The sequence below is a fragment of the candidate division KSB1 bacterium genome (assembly GCA_034506335.1).
Taxonomy (GTDB): domain Bacteria; phylum Zhuqueibacterota; class Zhuqueibacteria; order JANLFK01; family Oleimicrobiaceae; genus Oleimicrobium.
The window spans coordinates 25885-41318 of the sequence record JAPDPR010000001.1 but is presented as its reverse complement, the minus strand read 5'-3'; the positions used below and the strand labels follow the sequence as shown (position 1 = coordinate 41318).

14 protein-coding genes are annotated in these 15434 nt (G+C 62.0%); 2 read left to right on the top strand and 12 right to left on the bottom strand.

Features of this window, described 5'->3' with window-relative positions:
* Positions 1–10: 10 nt before the first annotated feature.
* From ONB25_00175 to ONB25_00120, 12 genes are all read right to left on the bottom strand, one after another.
* Entirely contained in the window at positions 11–1606 is a 1596-nt protein-coding gene (locus ONB25_00175; GenBank protein ID MDZ7391304.1) for a CehA/McbA family metallohydrolase, read from the bottom strand.
* Between the two features lie 3 nt (positions 1607–1609).
* Positions 1610–2620, bottom strand: coding sequence for a radical SAM protein (locus ONB25_00170; GenBank protein ID MDZ7391303.1), 1011 nt, complete (start codon positions 2618–2620; stop codon positions 1610–1612).
* Positions 2621–2622: 2 nt separating this feature from the next.
* Positions 2623–3819: a glycosyltransferase gene (locus ONB25_00165; GenBank protein ID MDZ7391302.1), complete on the bottom strand. Its 1197-nt coding sequence runs from the start codon at positions 3817–3819 to the stop codon at positions 2623–2625.
* On the bottom strand, positions 3819–4598 hold the full coding sequence (locus tag ONB25_00160) for a DUF3108 domain-containing protein (protein MDZ7391301.1): 780 nt from the start codon (positions 4596–4598) through the stop codon (positions 3819–3821). Before ONB25_00160 ends, ONB25_00165 begins: the two co-directional genes overlap by 1 nt.
* Before the next feature lie 11 nt (positions 4599–4609).
* Entirely contained in the window at positions 4610–5836 is a 1227-nt protein-coding gene (locus ONB25_00155) for a glycosyltransferase (protein ID MDZ7391300.1), read from the bottom strand.
* Positions 5833–6990, bottom strand: a complete 1158-nt coding sequence (locus ONB25_00150) for a glycosyltransferase (protein ID MDZ7391299.1) — start codon at positions 6988–6990, stop codon at positions 5833–5835. Before ONB25_00150 ends, ONB25_00155 begins: the two co-directional genes overlap by 4 nt.
* 12 nt (positions 6991–7002) lie before the next feature.
* Entirely contained in the window at positions 7003–8604 is a 1602-nt protein-coding gene (locus tag ONB25_00145; GenBank protein ID MDZ7391298.1) for a capsule assembly Wzi family protein, read from the bottom strand.
* Between the two features lie 67 nt (positions 8605–8671).
* Entirely contained in the window at positions 8672–9340 is a 669-nt protein-coding gene (locus tag ONB25_00140) for a polysaccharide deacetylase family protein (GenBank protein MDZ7391297.1), read from the bottom strand.
* A 57-nt stretch (positions 9341–9397) separates the two neighbouring features.
* A complete protein-coding gene (locus ONB25_00135) occupies positions 9398–10408 on the bottom strand; it encodes a flippase-like domain-containing protein (GenBank protein MDZ7391296.1) in 1011 nt (336 codons plus the stop codon).
* The gene (locus ONB25_00130) at positions 10401–11414 is read right to left on the bottom strand and encodes a radical SAM protein (GenBank protein ID MDZ7391295.1); all 1014 of its coding nucleotides are present in this window, start codon (positions 11412–11414) and stop codon (positions 10401–10403) included. The genes ONB25_00135 and ONB25_00130 overlap by 8 nt, the downstream gene beginning before the upstream one ends.
* A complete protein-coding gene (locus ONB25_00125) occupies positions 11411–12271 on the bottom strand; it encodes a class I SAM-dependent methyltransferase (GenBank protein MDZ7391294.1) in 861 nt (286 codons plus the stop codon). Before ONB25_00125 ends, ONB25_00130 begins: the two co-directional genes overlap by 4 nt.
* Positions 12268–13368 carry a glycosyltransferase gene (locus ONB25_00120; GenBank protein MDZ7391293.1) on the bottom strand — a complete coding sequence of 367 codons (1101 nt, stop codon included), beginning with the start codon at positions 13366–13368 and terminating at the stop codon, positions 12268–12270. Before ONB25_00120 ends, ONB25_00125 begins: the two co-directional genes overlap by 4 nt.
* Before the next feature lie 180 nt (positions 13369–13548).
* On the opposite strand from ONB25_00120, the gene larA reads away from it, so the two are divergent.
* Together larA and ONB25_00110 are read left to right on the top strand one after the other, a co-directional pair.
* Positions 13549–14826 (top strand): nickel-dependent lactate racemase, encoded by a 1278-nt coding sequence (larA, locus tag ONB25_00115; GenBank protein ID MDZ7391292.1) that lies wholly within the window; start codon positions 13549–13551, stop codon positions 14824–14826.
* The gene (locus ONB25_00110) at positions 14823–15416 is read left to right on the top strand and encodes a C40 family peptidase (protein ID MDZ7391291.1); all 594 of its coding nucleotides are present in this window, start codon (positions 14823–14825) and stop codon (positions 15414–15416) included. The genes larA and ONB25_00110 overlap by 4 nt, the downstream gene beginning before the upstream one ends.
* Positions 15417–15434: the final 18 nt, after the last annotated feature.

Here is a 15434-nt window from a genome sequence, read left to right as displayed (position 1 = left end):
CAGCGACCGTTCAGTCCCCCTGTGCAAACCAGATGGGGCTGGTGTAGCAGGAGCGGCGCCCCTGGGGCCCAAGGGTGTGGAGTTCTCCGCGCACGTACAACTCACCCGGGCCAGGGGGAATTTCAATCTTGGCATGGTGAGTCATCCGCGTCGGGAAGTGCGTGCAGGTCCAGAGCTGCACTTCGCGCGCTGCTTCTCTTTTCCCCAACCAGAGAACCGCCCGCTCCAATCGGCCAAATTCTGGGCTGGATTGAAGGTGGACCGTCAGCTCGCAGGGGGAACCCGCCGCTGTCTGGCCGATGTGAGCAGATCCCGAGGGGGTATGGGCCACGAGCTCCATGAACGGCCCGGTGGTGACCAGTGTTCGCCCGCTGCGCAGCCCTTCCTTGATATTTTGCAGCGATAGCTGCCCCTTGACCAGCACACCTGTGCGCGCCACACCGAAGAGCTGGTGGCGTTGCTCGCGCATGGTGAAAAATGGAAAGCCGATCTGGCGGAAGACGGCAAAGTTGCCGTGGCCGTCGTTGCCAGCGACGATGGCGAGCCGCCTGCCGGCCAGCAGGAGCTCAACCCAGCGGCGGAGCGCCGCGGGAAGTGCCGGGTCCAGATGCCCGTTGTAGAGTTGGAGCCCGTTGAGCCTGGGGTGGAGGTAGTCGGCTTTGCTCCACTTGCCGCGTCTAATGAGGAGCCATTGCAAGAAAGGCGTACGATCCTCCGGGTGGGCGGCGTAGGCAAGCGCCTGCTCATCCAGGCGCTCCAGCGCGTGTGTGATGCTTTGCTGCGGACGCGTGCGCAGCCAGCGCTCCGCGCTGTCGCCTGAGCCTTCCAAAAACTCGCCATTGTCCAGCACCAGCAGATGCACGTTGCGGCGCCGGCTATTGCCGCAGGAGAGTTCTTCGCCGGGGATGACCACACAGCCGGGAGTGCTGCTGTTCAATGCCGCCACCTCGGCGCGCATCTGGTGCCACTTGGGCAAGCCGTGATCGTTGCGCAGGGGGTTATTCGGGCTGTCGTCCAGGTCGTAGGAGTGGTCGGTTACCGCAAAGAAGCTCAGGCCTTCGGCCACAGCCATCGCCACTGTTGCCGGCAACGGAGCACCGAACTCCACCTGATCGCTGGTGTAAGACGAATGGTAGTGAAGGTCGCCAAAGTGCCACCCTTTAGTCCCAGGGAGTGGCTCTTCGGCAAAGTAGCATTCGAAAGGAGCGTGGCTGGAGATGCGATAGTTGTCGCTGATGTAGACCCGGCGCGCATTGAGGGTGACGGCCACGGTGACTCTGCAGGGGCCGACCACCGGCGGGCGTGGGACGTAAATCACTCTGTGCCAGAGGGGGGCCCTTATCTCGGTCTCCTCCCACGGCACGCGCGCGGTGTGTACCTCCCCTGAGGGACTTTGCACCGAGACTTCCACCGCCGTGAGCTTTACTGGAAAAAGGTGGGCGTCCTTCACCAAAATCAGCACCGGCAGGTCCTGGCCAGGCCCCAAGCGATAGGGCACGTCGGCCACCACCTCCGGCTCCTGCTTGCGCAGGCGGGAGGGGACCAGGCGGAAGGAGTAGTGCGTCTCCGCGTAGCCGATGGTGGGGCAGAAGGGAACGAACGTCATGCTTTAGTCACCTCTGCGGAGCTGCCGGCGCGGGAAGGGGGCGCGCGCCCGCACATATTTGTCCCACCCATAGCGCAGCTTGCTGAACTGGCTATCCACGAAAAAGCCGTCGAGGCGATAGAGAAAGCTGGGGTCGAAGTAGCAATTGATGTCGCACCCTTGGCAAAAGGGGTGCCGTCCCTGCATGCGCATATGGCGAAGGCGTTCCGGGGAAGAAAGAGCGGCGCGCACGTCTCCAGCAATAGGCAGACGGGTGCACGCCCGGTGAAAGCAGGGGAGGAGCACCGCATTGTCCGGCGATATGACTACGGTGGCGCTGACCGCGCGGCAGCGCGGGGCCTTCTGCTGGTTGCCCCCTTCTCTTCGCAGTCGCTGAAAGCCCCGGTTGAGGTACACGAACGGATGGGAGCGAAAGCGGTCCAGGAAGGCCAGTCCCTCGCGGGTTAGTGCCAGCCCCGGAGGGGCAGCAAAGACCTGATTGACGATGAGTTCACAGCGCAGACGCGCGGCAAGCTCAGCCAACTTGGGGAGCTCCAGGTAGCTGTGTTGGGTTGCCGTGAACAAAAGATCCGGGGCTTCGCCTAAGGACTTGGCCAGCTCAACAGCCGCCAGCACGTGGGATGGCTCCGGGCTCCGGCGCCACCGCTGCTGCTTGGCAGCGTCCGTGGTGTCCAGGGAAAAATGCAAAAAGTCGACGAGCCGGCGCAGTTCGTGCGCCCGCTGGGCGTAGAGGATGGTGTTTGTGGTGACGGTGGTGTACAGCCCCAGGGTTTTCGCCTCGCGCAACACGCGCGGGAGGGGCTCATAGAGGAGCGGCTCGCCGCCCGTAAAGTCGACAAAGCGGACGCCCGCTTTCTTCAACCCACGGAGGTTAGTGAGCACTTGGACGGGCTCCGCATCGGGTACGGCTCGGAGCTCGGGGCGGCGCCAGATGTCGCAATACCGACACCCGGCATTGCAGCGATAGGTGACGTAGTAGAGGCACAGCACAGGAGCGTGACGCCAGGAGCGCACGATCAACTCCACGAGTGGGACTCGACGGACTCCTCTGTCCTCTGGGACCGGGGCACTGGGGCAGGCGGAGGAGGACTAACTGCTCCTCGTCCTACTGGGTACGTGGTGCCTTTCCAGCGGAGGGCGCGGACCCAGGGAAGAAGGGCTGCGCCCGCGACCATGTAGCTGGCGATGAGGGCCTCAAACCGCACAAACGCGCGCAACAATTCGCCTAGCCCCAGACTCCGGCACATCCGAGCCAGAATGACCATGTCTGTGAGCAAAACCGTAACCGGCAACAGAAGTGCCGTGGGACGGAGCGGAGCAAGGACGAGGGCAGGACCAAGGAGCAGTCGTACACCACCGCCCAAGGCAAGCAGCACCTTTCCCAGCGGAGCCACCGATTTGCCCCCTACGGCCCAGCGCAGCCTCTGGCGGAAGAGCTCCCGCCACCCTTTTCGCGGCCTGGTCAAGACCAGGGCCTCCGGCGCGGTGACGAACCGCACATCCCAGCGCCGGGTGGCGCAGATGGCTTTGAACAAGGCAAAGTCTTCGGTCAGGCTAAAACCCACGCCTGAGTAGCCGCCCACCTCGTCATAGGCCTGACGTCTGAAGGCAAGATTGTTTCCCACCCATGTGAGCGGCCTCCCCCGAATGCCCGCCCCTGCAGCTGCAGCCAATAAATACAGCCAGTCCAGCGCCTGAGCCTGCGCGAAGTGGCCTCCGCGACCATCTACCGTGGTGAATCCGCACACCATCCCCACGCCTTCGCTGAAGTAGCGCACAAGGGACCGCACCCAATTGCGGGGAACGGCACAGTCTGCGTCAGTCAAAAGGATTATCTCCCCGTGGCTATGTTCAATCCCTGCTGCCACTGCTGCCGCTTTGCCGCAAAGTGTGTGCACCCCGTCGCTGACATGGACCACGCGCGCGTGAGGGTGGCGTGCACAGAAGCTGGCCAGAAGTTCCGGCGTGCGGTCTCGGCTGTCGTGGTCCACGAGCACGATTTCCAGCCGGTCCAAAGGGTAATCCAGCACGGCGAGCGAGGCAAGACAGTAAGGCAGGTTGGCTTCCTCGTCGCGCGCGGCCACAACCACCGTCACTCTGGGCAGATCCGTTCTCTCACCTCTTGGCGAGCGGCGCAGCGCGCGAAAAAGCCAGAGGCCGACTATCGAGTAGGTGATCCCGAGTATGCCCAGTAAAAGCGTCAACACTGCCATCAACGCCCCTCGCCCGGTAGTGAGGTGCCACTGGAGCGCTCCAAGGTCATGCGCAGGTCGAAAGGCGAGGAAGGGAAGACCATTTGCACCGGGACCCTCCCCTTGCTGGTGCTGATCCAGATGAACAGCCCGGATGTCGCACCGGCGAGGCGGTTGGTGAGGATATCGGTCTTCCATGCGCGCCATCCTGGCGAGGTGGCCCCGACAGTGCGCAGCAGAATTTTGTGCGCAGTATACTTGCCTGCCGGCACGTCCACCTTTTCTGGTCCGAGGTTCTCTGCGGTGACGCGCCAGGTCAGGCCTTCGCCGTCCAGAACGTAGACGCGCTTTTCGCCGCGCGCAAGAGGCCGTGTTCGCAGATGGTACACGAGGGACAGAATGTCACGCGTCTCTTGGGGTGCCGGCCATTCCCGACCGTCGGTGGTCTTGGCGGTGCCTTTGAGAGGGTCGAACACATACTCGATGGTGTGGGCGATATTCTTCTGGCGAATCTTCTTGACCACGCGGCGCGGCACCAGGGCCGTATCTACTTCGCTGAGGTAAGAATTGTCTGCCCAGAAAAATCTGCGGTACAGCGCTGGCGTGCGCATGGTAGCCTTAAGCGTGATTCGGCCTTCGGAGGTCCGCAGCACCTCCGTATTGAACTCACCCGCGTGGAAGCTCCCGTAGCGCATGCTGTAGGAAAGCTGTTCCTGGATGAGAGACTGGTCTCCTCTTTCATCCCAGGTTCTTGCCGAGGGATAACAGAGGCCTATGAGTAGCGCAAGCGATACCAGCATTGTTCGGCTCCTCACGTTGGGGAAGAGCTTGTTTCGGTTTTGTCGGTTGGGGGGCTGCTGTCACTTGGTAACGTTTGGCCGTCAAGGCGCCGGAGAGCCGCATTGGCCCGGCGCCCCTTCCACGAGAACTTGCCGAATGTACCGACGATGCCGACGACCACGATGTAAGGCACTTCCGCCAGCGTCCACAGCGGGAAGTAGAGCAAAAGGTCGCCTCGCCCAAAGCAGTGAGCCGCCCGCAGTAGCAGCAGCAGCTCCGCGATTACTTTTGCCGCAAAGGCAGCGGAAACTGCTAATCGAAGGGTCGGCACAAAAAGGGCGCACACTCCCCCAACCAGCAGGGAGAGGTTGAAAAGGTAGACGCACAGGATGTAGGCGAAAAAGGCCACGTTCTGCCTGATTTGGAAGGCACCATTGGATGCCCAGCGTACGCGCTGGTGAAACAGGCGGTGGAGACTAGGCTCCGGCTCGCTGGTGTTGAAGGCACGAGGGCTCGAGGCGAAGCGCAGACGCCACCGGGTGCGCCGTCGCACGAGCTGCAGCAGGAGCACGTCGTCGCCGGAGATGCGATGGCCGATGGCGCGAAATCCCCCCACCTCCTCGTACACGCAGCGCCGGTACCCCAAATTCTGCCCAGAGGCTGCCAGGGGGAATCCGAGGTTGCACGAACCGGCCGCAGCAGCCATGAGTGCCAGAAAGTCTATGGCCTGCAACTGCTCGATAGTGCTGCGGCGCTCATGTTTGCGCCCTAGCTGGGAGAAACCCGCCACCATGCCCACGCGCGGCAGGAAGTACGATACCATCGTCCCTATCCACGTGGAGCGCACGCGGCAGTCAGCGTCGGTGGTGAGAATGATCTCCCCCTTGCTCTGGGCGATCCCGCTGGCCAGCGCCTGCTTCTTGGGACTCAGCGTGCCGTCACCAGGTGCCGAGCGCACATACTGGAAGTGCGGGTACTTTTGTGCAGCCCGCTGAACGATCTCCGCCGTGCGGTCAGTGGAGTCGTCGTCCACCACAATGACCTCGTACTTGTCGCGGGGATAAGTCTGGTGGGCGAGGTCCTCCAGCAGGCGCTCGATAGTACGCTCCTCATTGCGCGCGGCAATTACCACCGAGACCGAGTATTGGCGTTGGTTAATCCCCCGCCTCGGGAAGAAGAGTCCGAGCCAGAAGAGGAGTACCACCCCTGCGTAGACTGCGGCCAACACCAGAAGCGCGGTGGAGAACCACTCGGTCATGTTTCAGCCTCGGCGATTCGCACGCCCTTCCGGGCCGTGGTGCCTTTCCAGGAGAATTTGCCCAATGCGCCCCAGGTGGCAAAGATGACCACATAGGGGATGTAAAGGAGCGCTCCCAAAGGCAGTAAGGGCCACAGATGCCACCTGCGAAAGCGCGCAGCGCCACATCCGACCAGGAGCAACTCTGGAATCCAGGCCAACGCGAGCCCTGCTCCCAGGACCCACGGGGCTATCAGGCCAAGAGTGGCTAATGGCACCGCTACCAGGAGCGCGCAGTGAAAGAAGTAAATCGCCACCAGCAGCGCGGTGAGCCACGGGGCATAGAAGAACCCCTTGGAAGCGTGTCGCGCGCGTTGATGTCCAAAATGGGCAAAACTCTCCGGCGCGGAGCTTGTCACCACGGTGCGGGGGTCCCAAGCGTAGCGAATGCGCCATGAGGTGGCACCTACTTTGTGCAGGAGCAAGTCGTCATCGCCGGAGAGCAGGTGCTCTACCCCTGCAAAGCCGCCCACTGCCTGGTAGACTTTTTTCCTGTAGCTGAGGTTGGTGCCGGTGCAGGTGAGGGGCACGCCGAGCCCGACACCCCCGGCCGCAACGCAGGCCATCGCCAGGGAATCGAGCTCCAGCAAACGAGCCACCAGCCATGGGGAGGAGGCCGAGACAAGGCATGAGCGCCCAGTCACGAGCCCTACCTCCGGTGTGAAATAGGAGACCACGCCTGTCACCCAGGTGGGAGGCGGCTCACAGTCGGCATCGGTGCACATGATGATTTCGCCCCGGGCGCGGTCAATGCCCATATTGATGGCGTGCTTCTTGGGTGACCAATTGGGCGGGCACTCGGTTACCCGCACCAGTTCGAGGTGGGAGTGTGCGGGCACGAGCTCCTCCACGAGCGCCGCAGTCCTATCCTCGGAGCGATCGTCCACAACCACGATCTGCAACTTGCCGGGAGGGTAGTCCTGGGCGAGCAGAGCGCGCACGCACCGCCGGATGGTCCTTTCCTCATTCCGTGCCGCCACCACGACGGTCACGGAAGGGCGTTCTTCTGTTCGCGGCCCTTCCGGACGCATGAGGCCGATGAGCAACGCGAGCAGGAAAAGCGCAAAGATCGCCCCGAGTGCCAGCAGCAGAATAGTGAAAGCGGTCGCGACCACGGAGGATGCCTTCTAATAGTTCACCGCGACCGAGATGGTGGCTCGGCGCTCATATCCTGCCTCGCCCAACACGTGGGCACGGTTTTTCAGGTGCCCCCCGGTGTAGGTCAATGAGACAAAGACATCCTTTCGCACCTGGTCGATCACCTGGAATGCCACGGACCTCTCGTGTTCCACCACTCCAGAGAGGAACGACTTCCGCTCTGAGCCGCCTTCCGGGTACGGTTTCCACAGGCCGCCTTGGCCCGTTCGTCGCCACTGCACCAGGAGCTGGGTGAAGATGTCTCTGCTCCACTGGTACTCGGCCGCCATGGCTACGTTATCGCCGTCCGGTCCCAGCCAATGGCCGATGATGCGATCGTAGTGCACATAGACGTTGAGCGAGTCGTAGTGGGTGTAGACAAAGGGCTCGACGCGCGTGTATTCCAGGCGTATTACTCCCTCTGGCAGACCCGGGGGCGAAACCCAGTGCCCGCCGATGGTAAAGGCGAACTTGTTCCCGTAGTACCGTAGGGGATTCTTGGTCAGGGTCATATCGTCCAGCAGAAGCTCGCCATACACCTTTATGTGTGCGAGAGGAAATGCCGTCATGTCGAAGCTCAGCATGTTGTTGTCTCGGTCTCCCAAGTGGTGTTCTGCCACGTGGTAGGGCATGAGCGGGTTGAGGTAGCTGAATTCTACGTCCCGACCTCCGTAGAGTACACTCTCTGAGCCAGCCAGGGTGAGCCAATCAGCCAGGGCTATCTCCAGGCGATGCGCAGCGAGGTAGCGAGGGCCGCCCATCCTGGTAAGAAAGGCGTGGATGGCGGTAAAAGAAAACCGCTTGAACGGCAGCGTGAGCCGGAACGCGTCGAAAAGGGGAGCATTGCGGGACAGAAGCAGGCCACCGCGCCAACCCGGGCCCCAGTGTGCCTGCATCCTGCCAATCTGCACTTGGGCGCCGAGCGTCTGGAGGATCACGTACGCCTCCGCCTGGTCGGAGTAGACGTTGCGGCCGGAGGTGACGAGAGGCATTCCACGCTGCGGGTCAAAGCTCTCCTCCGGTACGGTCCCGCCGCGCGTCATGGTGTTGCGCGCGTCCACGTAGAAGCCCAGGCGGCCGCCCAGACTCCCACGCACAATACCTCCCCCCATGGCGCGCCACTGCCGAACCCCGCTTTGCATGGTGTCGGCGCGGTGACCATCCACAGCGAGCGCAAGGAGCGCGTCCACAAAGGCGAGGCTTGTGCCTTCCTGCCACCGCATCAGGTGACGTTCACGGTACCGCGGTTGCACGTGGAGAGCGGCAATCGAGGGCTCGTCGCAGAGTTCGCCTTTGAGTTGCTCCAAGAGCTCTCGTTCGCTCCTACTCAGCAAGGAAGGGTCCTCCTGCGCGGCCTTATCGGCTGTAGCGACGAGCTCAGCCACCTGCGCCCGGGACATGGGCATAGCACGCAACCCCATCTTGCGCACAAGGCCCTTTGTTTCCAGCCGCTCCAGCAGGCGGTAGGCCCAGTGGTCCATCGGCACATTGACCGACTGCCCGACCACGGTGAGCGCCGGAGCGAAGAGCATGCATGAGGTGGAAAGTACAAGGATGAGTCTACGCAGAGCTTCCTCCTGCCGAACTGACAAAACCCTCACTGGGCATTCGACGCCTGGTCCGAAGGACTGTGGGAATTTAGCAAATCCCTAAGAAAATTCAAGGCCCTTTTTCCTGCATGGCTGACCACTTTCCCGGCAAGGCAATGGGGAGGGCATTAGGACGCAGGCCACGGACTTGCAGCTGGGGCAACAAGAGTTCCAGAACGCGGGCAGTACGTGGTGCGTTGGCATGCCCATCGTGGAAAAGCACAATGTCGCCCCCGCGCACTTTGCGAAGCAGCCTGTGCGCCAAGCGCTCCGGGTCAAGGCGGGGAAGATAGTCGCCGCTGCTCAACGACCATAAGACGACGCGTTTCTCGGTGGCTGCCGCAGCCTTAAACAGCGCCGGACTCACAGAGCCGTAGGGCGGGCGGAAACAGCGAGGCACCCGCCCCACAAGGGCCGCCACCGCCTCATCGGTGCGGCGGATGTCCTCAACAATCGCTGCGGAGCTAAGATGCCCCAGGCGGGTGTGGGCAAAGGAGTGGGTGCCCAGGCCATGGCCCGCCTGCAGGAGCCGGCGCACCAGCTGAGGGTGGGCCGCAGCGCGGCAGCCGAGCACAAAGAAGGTAGCCAGACACCCGTGTGCCTCCAGGAGATCCAGAGTCAAGGGCGTCCCATGCGGGTCAGGTCCGTCGTCAAACGTGAGGTAGACTTCCTCCATGCGCGGCCCACGCCACACCGAACAGGGGATGAGCTTGGTCACGATGCACGGAATCCGGTACATGTGCACTTTCGGCCTCGATTCGTGGCGAAAACCGGTCAGGCGAATCCCCGGGGGTGCTCAGCTCCCTTGGATTCTGTTGTGGGCTTTCCGCTCCTGGCGGCCAAGAGCTTCCTGCGGTTGGTTAGAAGACTCCGTCTGGGTAATCAGCTTTTCTCGCAAGATGAAGATGAGGCCCACCAGGCTGGGCAGAAGCACATTGATGGCGAAGAGCATCAACGAAGCGTTGAAGGCGGTCGTCTCTTGAGCATGGACGTACGAGAAAAATTCCACCGCCGCTCGTTCCCTCACGCCCAAGTCGCCGAGGGAGATGGGCATGAGCGTCTTGACAAAGAGCGTTGCCGCTGCCGCCTGGAGCGATGGGAGCAGGGGCACCGACTCAAACGCCAAAGCGAGAACATAGAATTGGCCGATGTACACCATGTAGAACAGGGCGCACAGGCCCAGAAGCACTCTCGCTTGCGGCCGCCCGAAGTGGTCGAAGGTGGCGATGAGCTGTTTGATCTTTTCCCGAAAGGGCAGGGTGATGTTAATCCCGTAAAGGAGGGTGCGTATCGCTTCGGGGTGCAACACAAAATAGAAAAGCAACAGCAGGACCACGGTCGCAAACAGTGCCAGGGGCCACAGTACCAATGGTTGCTCCAGACGGGCAAAGAGCAGGAGTAGGAGGCTTGCCGTTCCCCCCAGGTAGAGGACCGCGGCGGCATAGAGTTTGTCCAACAGCGCCAGGCCGAGCAGCGTGACCCACGGTCGGTCCTTGATGAATACCACTCGCCCGAATTCGCCCACCCGTCCTGGGGTGATGAAGCCAAGGGTAAAGCCGGCGAAGAGCGATGCCAGCAACTCGCGCAAGGAAACCTCTGGCTTGATGAGCCGTACCAGGTAGCGCCATTTGAAATACTGGAGGTAAAGGTTGAGCACAGAGAGCGCAAGCGCGACGCCAAAGCATTCCAGGCGGGCACTGCTAAATGTTGCCCATATGCGCGTTGGCTCAATGCGCCGTACGAGAACGGTCATGACCAACAAGGCCACGAGCAGCTTGGCCAAGTGGACTCCGCGACGTCTAGACAAAAACGCGCCTCCCCTCGGTGCAGTTGGTGCAGATGTCGATTTCCTCTCCATTTAGAATCCGCTCGCGAAATGAATTGTATGCGGCTGACGACCAGATCGCGGCCAACGGGGCCTCGGCGACGTTGCCCATGGCATAGCGGCCGTCTTTGTCGAAGCAGCATGGCGAAACCCGGCCGTCGCTGTTCACTACCGCGCTCAGCCAAGGGCGTCGGCATGGCAGTCGGCGCGTGCCTTTCGGGACAAGGTGTCCCTGCTGGATGCGATAGCGGCGGTAGCGCTCCTGACGCGGGAGAAACTGTTCCGCCTCGGCGGCCGTTGCTACTTGCGCCGTTTTTACCAACAGGCGGTCTGCACCCAGCTCGCTGGCCAGAAGGCGGATAGAGGGCAGCTGGTGCTCATTGTGCCGAAGCACCAAGAACTGCACGAAAACCCGAGGCGTTGAGCTCAGAAGCCGCTCGCGAGTAGTGACGAGATTCCTCACACCTCGAGTGACGCGATCAAAAGAGCCTCCGCGGCGATACAACTCGTAGGTTTGCCGGTCGGCCCCATCTAACGACACCACCACGGTGTCCAGCCCGGAGGTGACGGTATCTGCCACGACCGTTGGATCGTCAAAGAAGTGGCCGTTAGTGCTGGTGGTCACGTAGATGCCCAAGCGCTTAGCATATCGGACGAAGCCGAGAAAGTCAGGGTGAAGATACGGCTCGCCCTGGTTGAAAAGGAGCAGATAGACCAGCTGCTCGCCCACTTCGTCCATCAGGCGACGAAAGAGGTCTAACGGAAGGCGCGCAGGCGGACGGTTGATTTGCCCTGATCCGGTGTGACACTCCGGGCAGCGCAGGTTGCAGCGGTTAGTCGGCTCAACCATGAGGATGGCGGGCAGCCCCCAGACGTGCGGGCGGCCAGTGGCAACGGAGGTGGCATAGGAAGACACGGCAAGGGCGAGGTTGTGCATTCGCCGCCACGTGAGAGCACGAACGAGCCTGTCGAGAGCCACTTCCTTCATTGCTTTTGGGCCACAATGTACCAGGCGGGATTCAGCCACCAGTTGAAAGCCCCCGCGCGGTCGCTCACGAGTCGAGGCAGCCAGTGGAGCACTCCGGCTCGTTTTGCCCAATGAGCCAGGCGGAGGTGCCAGGGAGCACAAAAAGCCGCACGCGGCTCTAAGGCGATGAGGCGTGCCGCGGCACGGTTGACAAAGTTCATCACAAGCCCCGCCTCCTGCATCAGCGCGCGCAAGGAGCGCAGAGAGAGCAACGCGGGCACTATGCTGCCCTCAGGGCCTTCTGCCCTTCGTCTTCGCGTGAGGAGGGCCACTGCCCAACGCGGGAGAGCCGCGACAAGCGGTAGCCCCCAATGAGGGTCAGATAGCACATTGCAGGGCGACCAGCGATTGGGGGTGACAAGAAAAAGGAGCCCACCTTTCCTTAGGGTACGGGCGGCCTCTTGGAGCAACAGTCCCGGCGCGCTCACATGCTCGAGCACATCCTGCAAAATCAGCGCGTCGAATCTCCCATCCTTGAAGGGCAATGCGGTTCCATCTCCTTGCACGAGAGTGAGCTGAACGCGTGCTGCTTCGGCCAGCTCGCCTGTCACGTCCAGACGGCGGCGGTCTCGCTCCAAGGCGAGAACCACCGCCCCTCTGCAGGCCAAAGCAACGCTTGTCCCGCCCACACCGCAGCCGACATCCAGCACCACCGACCGATGAGGAAGCAAGGTTGCCAAAAGTTCGGCAGCAAGCTCACCACGGCGCCGCGCAGCTTGGTGGTAAGAGCGCCACCTCCTGTAGTTAGGGTGTGCGCGGGATGGCAATAGTTGCTCTGCGCTGCGGCCGATCCTTCCCAGTGAGGTGCCGGCGCTCATTGGCGCCAGCGGATTTGTCCGACTCTGCTGCACAAGCCGAGGACCACGTTGCTCAGAACAAAGTAGGGTTCCCAGATGCAGAACGCTGCCCAGCTGAAAGTTTCGCCGAATCGCCGTGCGGCGAGGCGCAGGATGAACCAATCCAGCACCAGTTTGGCGGCCAGGGTTGCGACCGGAACGACAACCGGCCCGCCCAAGAGCAATGCCCCGATTGGGGCCAGCCACAATAGTGCGTTTGCGAGGTGGAGCAGCGCGTAACCCAGCTTGAGAGGGCTCGGGTAGTGCCACCCAGCCGAGAGGTGCCGACGGCGTTGCCTAACCAACTCCGCCACGGACCCAGGCGCCGCACCGGGGACAAACGTGGATGGACAGATGGCATAGCGCATCTGCCAGTTTGTGTGCCGAGCTACCAGGTGAAGAAACAGGTCGTCGTCCCCTGATGGGGAGTTCATAATCGCGACGAGGCCACCCACTTGGTCGTAGACCGCACGTCGGTAAGCCAGATTGCGGCCCGTGCAGGTGGTTGGTCTGCCGAGCGCAATGCCGGCTGCGGCTATGGCGGCCGAGGCAAGGGTGTCCATGCCCACCACTGCCCCCAGCAGGCCCTTCCCGATAAGCGGAGCGTAGCCGGCCACCAGGCCGACGTCGGGCTCGAAATAGCGGACTAGACCTTCGACCCAGCCTGCGGGGGGGCGGCAATCTGCGTCCGTGAGCAGAAGGAGCTCTCCCTCCGCGTGAGCAATGCCTTTGGCCAGCGCGTGTTTCTTCGGACCAACGCCTGTCGGGAGCTCACGCACATGGACCACGAGCACGCGCGGGTCCCTTTGGGCCCAGCGGGCCAACATCTGTGCGGTGCCGTCTTCGGATCGGTCATCGATGAGCACAAACTGCAGCCGATCGCTGGGGTAGGTCTGGCTTACCAGGCATCGCACAAAGTCGTCGATGCTGTTAGCCTCGTTCCTGGCGGCGCATATCACCGAGACGCGCGGCTGCTCCCTGGCGGTACCGGGTCTCAACGCCCGCAGGCCCGTCGCTATCCGGCACAGGACGAGCGCGTAAAGGCTGAGCGCGAACAGAACCAGACCACAAAGTATCAATTCCCAGCTACCTTCGGCCCTTGCTCAGATGTCTGCCGCCTTGTGCCAAAAGTAGGCAAAAACCGCGAAACAAGCAAGGCCTTTGTCAGCCTTTGGGAGAGAGAAAAAGGTGTTGAAAATGACTCTTTTTTCGGCTAATTTTATGTGCACAGCAAGAGCAGTCACAACTCGGAAGGAGTTATGGAGCTGCATCTGCCCTATGGACGATCGGTACTTACAGTAGAGCTTCCCGGAGAGAGGGTTTTATCGGTTGTGGGCATAGGGGGCGAGCCGCTTTTCTCAGAAGAGCAAATCCTCCGGCAGGCCTTGGCAAGGCCTATAGGCTCCCCGCCTTTGAGCCGCTTGGTGCGCCGAGGCGAGCGCACCACCATCGTCGTACCTGATGCCTCACGACGGTGCGCAGCGCAGATTTTTCTTCCTCACCTGTTAGAGATACTCAATGGCAAGGGTATCCAGGATGCCGACATCACTGTTCTCTTTGCCACTGGCAGTCATGGCCGGCAACGAGAGGAAGACCGACTGGAAGTGGTGGGGCCAGAGGTCTTTCGGCGTGTGCGCCTCGTGGACCACGACTGTCGTGAGCAGGCCGACCTGGTGCACGTGGGAGAGACCATCAAGGGAACGCCGGTATGGTTCCATAAGTTAGTGGTCAAGGCGGAGCGCCTGATTGTGGCGGGGGGCACCAGTCATCACCCAATCACCGGTTACGCAGGAGGGCCCAAGCTGTTGAACCCCGGTTGTGTCGCCCTAGAGACAGTACACCGCTGTCACGCACTGGGCATCGACCAGGAGGCCGGAGGGCTGGTATCCGAGTGCGCTCCTGGGGTTGCCGAAGGCAACCCGGTCTACGATGACATCATGGATTCGATGAAGTTCGTGCAGGTGGATTTTGCCCTGCATGTGATCGTAGATGCGCAAGGTCGAGTTCGTGAGGCGTGTGCAGGGGCGCTGACCGCCAGCTGGGCGAAGGCGCGACAATTGGCCGATGCCTTCTATCGGGTACCGGTGGAACAACGCCTACCCTTGGTTGTGGCCAGTTGCGGGGGCTCCCCTTTTGATGACACCTTTGTACAAGCGTATCGCGCAATCCGAAATGCCTCATCACTGGTGAGTGATGGGGGACACCTGGTACTTTTCGCGGCCTGCCCCCAGGGTGTTGGCGCAGAGCACTTTCTGGAGTTTTTCGCCGCCCCATCGCAGCGGGAATTGGCGCGCCAGCTTGGCGCGACCTACCGAAGTTTCGGCGTCACAGCGCTAGGACTTCGCGGGGTGTTGCAGAGGATACGACTCACCGTGGTCGGCGGGTTATCAGTCTCCGCAGGCGCCGCCATGGGTGTCGACGTGGAACCCTCTCCGGAGCGAGCATTGGAACAGGCGCTTAGCCAGCTGCCACCGGGTGGACAGCTCGCCGTGGTGCCAAACGCACACCTTACCGTGCCTGTAGTGGAGGGGCGGTGAGAACCGTATGGTGGTGGGCGGTGGTGGCGGCGCTCATCCTTGGTGCTGGCTGCAGCTACTTTGAGCCTGTGCCCCGCGCACGGAGCGGGGATTACTCGGTACAAGGCGCGCAGCCTGCGACCGACTGGGCCACAGGGAAAGCAGGAGCTGGGACCTACTCCTCTTCCTCACCGGCAACGCGCACATGGACCGGCCTGAGCGACGAGCAGATAGTCGCTTTAGCAAATGAGATCAAGACCTTCCTGGGTGCGCCGTACCTCTGGGGCGGCTCGTCCCCAGAGGGTGCGGACTGCTCCGGCTTTGTCTCCACCGTATTCCGGCGCGCCTGGGGGCTTGTCCTGCCCCGTTCGGCAGAGGGGATGCAAAGCATGGGCGAAGCAGTGGCCAAGGATTCGCTGCGGTTTTCCGATCTCGTCTTCTTTAGTGCGCCGGGCGTGCGAGAGGTGGCGCATGTGGGCATCTATGTGGCCAAAGGCCTTTTCGTCCACGCCAGCCCTACAAAGGGTGTCATCCTCTCGAGCCTCGAGGAAGACTATTTTCGCGAGCATTATGCGGGAGCGAGGCGATTGGTCCGCTATGTGGCACGGTGAGAGGCTCCTTCAGAAGGC